6 protein-coding genes are annotated in these 6,911 nt (G+C 48.9%); 4 read left to right on the top strand and 2 right to left on the bottom strand.

Annotation, left to right across the window (positions count from 1 at the left end; translation table 11 throughout):
• Positions 1-378 precede the first annotated feature (378 nt).
• Positions 379-576, top strand: a complete 198-nt coding sequence (locus ABGY95_RS06590) for a hypothetical protein (protein WP_347440898.1) — start codon at positions 379-381, stop codon at positions 574-576.
• Between the two features lies 1 nt (position 577).
• Positions 578-1,042, top strand: a complete 465-nt coding sequence (locus tag ABGY95_RS06585; protein ID WP_347440897.1) for a hypothetical protein — start codon at positions 578-580, stop codon at positions 1,040-1,042.
• Between the two features lie 89 nt (positions 1,043-1,131).
• Here the strand turns inward: ABGY95_RS06585 and ABGY95_RS06580 are convergent, their stop codons facing one another.
• Positions 1,132-3,216 (bottom strand): M3 family metallopeptidase, encoded by a 2,085-nt coding sequence (locus tag ABGY95_RS06580; protein WP_347440896.1) that lies wholly within the window; start codon positions 3,214-3,216, stop codon positions 1,132-1,134.
• A 286-nt stretch (positions 3,217-3,502) separates the two neighbouring features.
• Between ABGY95_RS06580 and ABGY95_RS06575 the strand changes: the two genes are divergently transcribed.
• Positions 3,503-5,056, top strand: coding sequence for a glycogen/starch synthase (locus ABGY95_RS06575; protein ID WP_347440895.1), 1,554 nt, complete (start codon positions 3,503-3,505; stop codon positions 5,054-5,056).
• A 44-nt stretch (positions 5,057-5,100) separates the two neighbouring features.
• On the opposite strand, the gene lpxK is transcribed toward ABGY95_RS06575, so the two are convergent.
• Positions 5,101-6,315 carry a tetraacyldisaccharide 4'-kinase gene (gene lpxK / locus ABGY95_RS06570; protein WP_347440894.1) on the bottom strand — a complete coding sequence of 405 codons (1,215 nt, stop codon included), beginning with the start codon at positions 6,313-6,315 and terminating at the stop codon, positions 5,101-5,103.
• 212 nt (positions 6,316-6,527) lie between these two features.
• Between lpxK and ABGY95_RS06565 the strand changes: the two genes are divergently transcribed.
• Positions 6,528-6,863 carry a hypothetical protein gene (locus ABGY95_RS06565; protein ID WP_347440893.1) on the top strand — a complete coding sequence of 112 codons (336 nt, stop codon included), beginning with the start codon at positions 6,528-6,530 and terminating at the stop codon, positions 6,861-6,863.
• Positions 6,864-6,911 lie beyond the last annotated feature (48 nt).

Below are 6,911 nucleotides of genomic sequence, written 5' to 3'. Positions count from 1 at the left end.
CATCTTTTAACCTTCCCCGGCCATGGCAATAGCCACTGAGGTGAGTCATCTATGAAGATACCTTCCTTTGGGGCCTCCACCAGCTCATCGTAGATCAACCGCAAACTCGCTAACTATGCGGGGGGGGGTAAGGTAATTGGCGCTGAGCTCATCGAGCGCGATTTAACAAATTTTTAGCCTACCTATTTATTCTTCTGATGAGGAAGAGACCAACGGGATTCCAGTGGACGCTCAACGCTTTCTCAACACGATCCGATCCGCGCGCACGATGCGATCTATATTGCACTAGCAGAGCACAATAGCTCCTAGAGCATGGCTTTCAAAAACCTCCACGGTTCGACATCGCGGCAAGAGCAAAAGCTTTGATCTAACAAACCTATGCTACTACTTTCCACCTCCTCAGGACCGTGTGGAGGAGCAACAGTACTGGAGGCAGCCAAGGCCACATTTCCACACATGGGAGCTGATCTCGAAGCCAGTTTTTCAGTTCCTTCATTTTATGATAATTTCTCTAACGGAGAAATCACCAATGAAGCTTTGGCTTCCGAACTCCAATCTGCTATCGACTCACTCTAATATGAAATTACTTCCAATCCTCAGCGCTTGCGCACTAGCCGCCGCGTCTCTCACTCTCGGGACAAGTTGTCGCGGGACAGTTGGCATAGGCTCCAACTCAAATGCTTTTGCCTCCACTGAGATTCACAACTCTTCACGCCGCAACGTGGACTCTGCCATTCGCTCAGTTTTCCGTGAAGATGGCTTCTCGCTCGTTTCCCAAACTGGCAACACCTACCAGTTTCAGAAATGGGGTGGCCGATCTACTGAAGTTGTCTATGGCACATGGTTCACCGATGGTGTAGCCGTCGAGCCTGAAGTCGAACTTGTCGTTCTCGGGAACGGAAGCTACGCCGTGCTCTGCGATGTCTACATGCGCGAACATGGCTCATCACTGATGAAGGCCAACCACCGCCTAGTGGCTAGCGGAAAGCTCGCATACAACGGCATGATGAAAAAGGTCAAGAAACGCGCTGAAGGAAAATAATTTGGCTCAAAAAGAATGCCAAGCTAATGCTCGGCATTCAAAATTTCTACCACTCAATGAGCGGCAAGATGGAGTTTTCCGCTCTAAGGTTAGGCTAATCCTGCGCGCTCGAGTAAGGGTTCGAGCTCTGGGTCACGGCCCATGAATGCGCGATAGGATTCAGCCACTGGACGTGAATTTCCACGTGCCAAAATCTCCCTACGGAAGCTCATACCCGTCTCAGTATTGAGAATTCCATCCTCCTGGAAACGAGTGAATGCATCAGCGTCTAGCACCTCTGCCCACTTGTAAGAATAATAACCGGAGGCATAGGCCACTGGGCCAGAGAACAAGTGAGAGAATCGACGCGCCATAGTCGGCGAATCAGTCGCTAGTGGCGTTTTGTAATCAGCCAAAATTTTGGCATCCACCGCATCGAGATCGCCACCTTTGTACTGACTAAAGTTTTGGTGAAGCTCTAGGTCTAGTTTGCCAAGTGCGAGCTGGCGCATAAATCCAGTAGCGCTCATGTAGTTTTTAGCTGACAGCATCTTTAGGAAGAGCTCATCAGGTAGGGTCTCACCAGTTTCATAATGCCTGGCAAACAGATCGAGCGATTCGCGATCCCAGCAAAAGTTTTCCATAATCTGCGATGGTAGCTCAACGAAATCCCAAGGGACATTCGTGCCTGAAAGTGATTTCACCTCAACGTCACCTAATAGATGGTGTAGCAAGTGACCGAATTCATGAAAGATCGTCTCAACTTCTCGGTGGTCTAACAGAGCAGGCTTATCCCCCACTGGCTTGGTCATGTTTCCAATCATCAAGCCGAGGTGCGGTTCACGTGCTCCACCATCGGCCACCGGTCCACCAGTCTTGAGCGAGTTCATCCACGCTCCACCACGCTTAGTTGGGCGCGGGTGCCAATCGGCATAGAACGATCCGAGCAACTCACCGGTCGCGGAGTCCTGGACATCGTAGAATTTACATTCTTCGTGCCAAACCTGAACTTTGCCATCTTCATCCTTACCGAAGACTGCTTCTTTCTCGGCAATTTCGATACCAAATAGCTTTGAAGTGATAGAGAACATTCCGTCCATCACGCTAGCGACAGGGAAATAGGGACGCAGAGCTTCATCATCAAATGCGTATTGCTCTTTACGGCGTTTCTCAGACCAGTAGGCAGTTTCCCATGGCTCTAGTGGTGCCGAAGTTCCACCGGTTTTCTCAGCCTTAAAGTCTTGGAGTTCCTTAGTCTCTTTGAGAAATTCTTCTTGGATTTTGCCGTGAAGGTCCTCTGTGAAGTCAAGAGCAGCTTGGCCATTCTTAGCCATGCGACGTTGCAAAATGAGATCTGGAAATGATTGTCTTCCTAGGATTTCAGCTTTACGCTGGCGCAGCTCTAACACCTCCCAGATCAGGTCAGTATTATCGTACTCACCATCACGACCAACTGTGCAATTCGCTTCCCAAATTTCCTTGCGCAGAGAATCGTCTTCACCGTGCTGCATCACAGGCCCCATCGATGGGTGCTGCAGAGTGAAGCGCCACTTTGGTGCATCTTCTGAACCGTGGCTGTTTTGTAAAGCGTCTAAGCGAGCTGCCTCCTTCGCCATCTCAGGCAAACCTGCAAGGCGTGCTTCATCATGGATCACGATCTCCCATGCATTGGTGGAATCTAGCACGTTTTCCGAAAACTTCTTTGTCTTCTGTGACAGCTCCGCCTCTATTTCAGCGACTTCAGCTTTTTGAGTAGCATCGAGGTCTGCTCCTGACTGAATAAAGTCTGCACATGTCTCTTCGATAAAGCGCTGCTTCACTGGGCTTAGAGCCTTCGCGTCTGGGCTTTCTGAAAACGCTTTGAGCGACGCCCAAATTTGGGAATCTAAAAAAATTTGCGAATAAAAAGCTGAGACCTCAGGCAGCACTGCATTCATCGCCGCGCGTTGCTCAGGGTTATCATCGACACTATCCAGGTGGCTCAAACGTCCCCAACCGCGTTCCAGTTCCTCAGCCGCTTTTTCAAAAGCAGCGAAAGTGTTAGCATAGCTCACATTTTCAGTGGCCAGATTGCGAATAGCGTTAAGCCTTTGCTCAGCCCGCTCTAGCGCTTGTTTGATATCGGACTCGATGTAGTCTGCAGTCAAAGTTGACCAGCGGATGTGGTAGTCGTCAGCTAGGAATGGATTCGGCATAAAATTTTAGTTTTTGATTTGATTGACTAAAGCTGCTTTATCCTATTTGTCACCTAGGAAGATTATAAAAATAACCATTCTCCATTTACTCGTCGTAGACTATGCGGGACCGGTTCTTATTTTCACATTTGCATGGAGGTTATTGTAACAAACATACAAGTCATCCTCGCTCTTTATCCAGGAAAACCTCTCTACGGGTAAATTCATCAATCAGCTGAAAAAAACTGCCTCTTAGATTACTCTTTATTTGTATCATCCACATCTATTTGCTAAGCCTTTTGAAGTCATGAGTAAACCCCAACCTTGCAACCCCACCGCGGAACCTAACAAAAGTAAAACTCGCATCCTTGTTGTTACACCGGAAATCACTTACCTGCCTCATGGCATGGGGAACTTAGCTCAGCGAATGCAAGCAAAAGCTGGCGGAATGGCTGACGTATCAGCGTCACTAGTAAAGGCTCTCTATGACCAAGGAGCAGACGTGCACGTTGCCATTCCTAACTACCGCAAGATGTTTGACATGGACATGAAAGAGATCTTCGATGGTGAAGTGAAGCGCTGCGTTTCCAAAGTAATACCAGAAAAGCGCATTCACCTAGCTGAAGACCGCATTTTTTACCGCCGCAGTAAAGTGTACGATCTAGCGGAGAACCATAACACAGCCCTCGCCTTCCAACGCGAGGTCATCAACAACATCATCCCACGTGTTCAGCCAGACCTCATTCACTGTAACGATTGGATGACTGGTCTAATCCCCGCAGCAGCAAAACGTCTTGGCATTCCCTGCCTCTTCACCTGCCATAACATCCACTCCGAATGTCTCACCATGGCCCATATGGAAGACAAGGGAATCGATGCTGCAGATTTTTGGCATAACCTTTACTTCACTGAAAATCCAGAGAACTACGATGAAGCACGAGGCACCAAACCAGTCGATCTACTCGCCACAGGAATTTTTGCCTCAGACCACGTCAACGCAGTCAGCACAACCTTCCTTTACGAAGTCGTCGAAGGGCGCCATGATTTCGTCCCGGACGCCATTCGCTACGAACTAGCTAACAAGGTATATGCTGGTTGCGCCAGCGGAATACTCAATGCACCGGACGAGTCACTCAAGCCTCACTCAGATCCGTACCTCGAACACCACTACACCCCAAAAACGGTGGCTAAAGGCAAGGCTCTCAATAAAGCTCTGCTCCAAGAAAAAACTGGACTCGATGTTGACCCAGATGCCCCGATTCTCTTTTGGCCATCTCGCCTCGATCCGATGCAGAAAGGCTGTCAGCTCCTCGCTGATATAATGTACCAAACTGTCTCAGACTATTCTCACCTCGGCCTTCAGATTGTGATTGTTGCTAGTGGTTCATTTTCCCAACATTTTCATGACATAATCGCCCTTCACGACTTGGAAGGTAAAGTTGCCATGTGTGGATTCGATGAATCTCTTTCTCGTTTAGGCTATGCCGGCTCTGACTTCATGCTTATGCCTTCACGCTTTGAGCCATGTGGTCTACCGCAAATGGTTGCACCCAAATACGGCTGCATTCCGATCGTTCACGATACTGGTGGCATCCACGACACCATCCACCACCTCCACTACGATGGAAAACTAGGGAACGGCTTCCGCTTCGGACACTACAGCGCCGATGGACTGCGCTGGGCCATCGATGAAGCCATCAAGTTTTACCAGTGGGAACCTACAGTAAAGAACAAGACCATTCGCCGAATCATGAAGGAAAGCGAAGATGTCTTTAACCACAGTACCACGGCTGCGGCCTATATCGAGCGCTACGAGCAAATCCTAGGCCGTGACGTCGTTAACACCTCGCATAGTGGCTAACCTATTTTCGTAATTCTGGTTGCTCTGGCAGCAGCGGGGGGAGCCTAGAGGTGGATGGATTTCTCATATAAAAGAAGCGGATCAACTGGTTTCTTCTCCATACACACTCGGTCGACTAGGCGCTCCCATACATCTTGGCCACTGAGAATATCCACTTCTATCCGTAGGAAGTAAATCTCCACATCCATTTCAGCTGGTCTAGGAAAACGCACAGCGTCCTTTTCTGTGGTCACAATAATATCCGCATCGCGGCGCACGCATCGGCGCATAAACCGATCCACATCTTTTTGGGAAAAGGAATGGTGGTCAGCAAAGGTTCGGTGGAAGAGCACATTTGAGCCGTAGTCTGTGAGTTTTTCTTCAAAACTCTCGGGCACAGCAATACCACTGATAGCAGCCACATATTTGCCTTTCAAAAATTCTAACGGTAGCACCTCACCGGTGAACACATTTTCCAAATGCTGCGGACCGTGCGTGCATTCGATTATCTCTGCCACAGCATTGTGCTTTCTGATTTTCTCGATCAGCTCTGTGTTTCCTGCCTTATAGCATTTCGTGATGAAAATGTAATCGGCTCGGCACAGATTCTTCGGTGGTTCGCGTAATGTGCCACGCGGCAAGATTGCTCCCGTGCCAAAAGGTGAGTTGAAATCAACCAGCACGATATCTAACGAATGGGCGATTTTCAGGAACTGCATCCCATCATCTAACAAAAGTAAATCTGAGCCTAATTCCTCGATCGCAAACTTACCACCTTTGACTCGGTCCTTGTCCACAACCACCGAGACTTCATCCAAATTTTTAGCCAGCATGTAAGGCTCGTCACCCGCGTATTGGACATCGAGGATGAGGCCATTTCCAGCGCTCACCAACTTTGGCATCTCGTCTTCTTCCACTATTTCACCAGTAGCCTTTCGACGCCATTCCTGTGGCTCGTCTAACTTTTTAGATTTATAACCACGCGAAAGGATTGCCACTTTGCGGCCACGGTCACGCAGCGTCTTAGAGAACAATTCCACCACTGGAGTTTTACCCGTACCCCCCACCGTAATGTTACCAATACTGATCACCGTCGTCCCAAGGTAGGCTTGGTCTTTCCAGCCCTCTCGGAAAAGTCGTAGGCGCTGCAGCACAGCATACCGATAGAGCCAAGAAAATCCACGCAGGACACAGCGCATTAGTGCCGCACGAAAACCCTTCGCACGCCCAAAAATGACATCCTCTCCCCACTGTTCCAGATCTTCTAAATTCTCACTCATCGGCCAACACAGCCACCTTCAACTATACCCACAACGACAACAAGTCTCATTTCGCCAATCCACAACATCCCGCAAACAAACAACCAACAAAAAACAACTCATTCGAAATAAATAATTTTCCCACAAAAATCCCACCAAATTTTGACATTATCCATTGATTTCACAAGCGTGTTCGGTGTCTTTCCTTAGATCAGTGTAATTTCTGTCAACCCATGAAAACAAATCCGGTACACGAAAAATGCGTCTTGGTACTCAACCACCAGTGGCAAGCGGTCTCTATCATCTCGCCAGCGGATGCCTTCGCCCACATGGCCACCGACAATGCTGATGGGCTAGACATCGTAGGATGTGAGACAATGAATCCCGCACACCTAAGCGACTGGATGGAGCTCCCAGTGCGAGCCCAGGATAGGACCATCGGCACAGCTCAAGGATCTATTAGGGTACCGACCGTGATCGTCCTCAAAGATTTTGCAAAAGTGCCCATTTTCATTCCTAAGTTTTCACTCAAAAACATCTGGGTGCGCGACCGTGGCCAATGCCAATAATCTGGGCGCATGCTCAAAGCCTGTGAAGCCAGCATCGACCACATCATG

Origin of the sequence: Rubritalea sp. (assembly GCF_039830215.1) — a bacterium.
Taxonomy (GTDB): Bacteria; Verrucomicrobiota; Verrucomicrobiia; order Verrucomicrobiales; family Akkermansiaceae; genus Rubritalea.
This window is presented reverse-complemented; position numbering and strand designations above follow the sequence as displayed.